This is a genomic window from Pseudomonas sp. Xaverov 259, assembly GCF_019352915.1.
Taxonomy (GTDB): Bacteria; Pseudomonadota; Gammaproteobacteria; order Pseudomonadales; family Pseudomonadaceae; genus Aquipseudomonas.
Genome location: NZ_JAAAFV010000085.1, coordinates 1 through 345, shown reverse-complemented (window position 1 = coordinate 345; position 345 = coordinate 1). Strand labels below are relative to the sequence as shown.

Sequence of the window (345 nt, the reverse complement as noted above, 5' to 3'; positions counted from 1 at the left end):
GCTTGTGTTTACACCGTCTGTATATGTCCACACTACAGTAGTTGAAGCTGTTATAGGCAGGCTCGCGTTATGGGTTCCTGTTACTGTTCCTAAACAATTATCTGTGGCTGTTGGCGCGGTAAGACTGGTTACGCTGCACTGCGCATTGATGACAGGCAGTGAAGCTAAATCAGCCACTGGTGCTGTTGTATCGGCAATTGTTATGGTCTGGTTTTGTGTAGTGGTATTTAAACCGTCTGTATATGTCCAGACTACTGTTGTAGATGCTGTAATAGGCAGGCTCGCATTATGAGTTCCCGTTACAGTTCCTAAACAATTATCTGTTGCGGTTGGAGCTGTCAGACT

General features: G+C 45.5%; 1 protein-coding gene. It reads left to right on the top strand.

Features of this window, described 5'->3' with window-relative positions:
* Positions 1–292, top strand: a 292-nt coding sequence (locus K0H48_RS30570) for a hypothetical protein (protein ID WP_219337882.1), incomplete at its 5' end; no start/stop codon positions are given.
* Positions 293–345 lie beyond the last annotated feature (53 nt).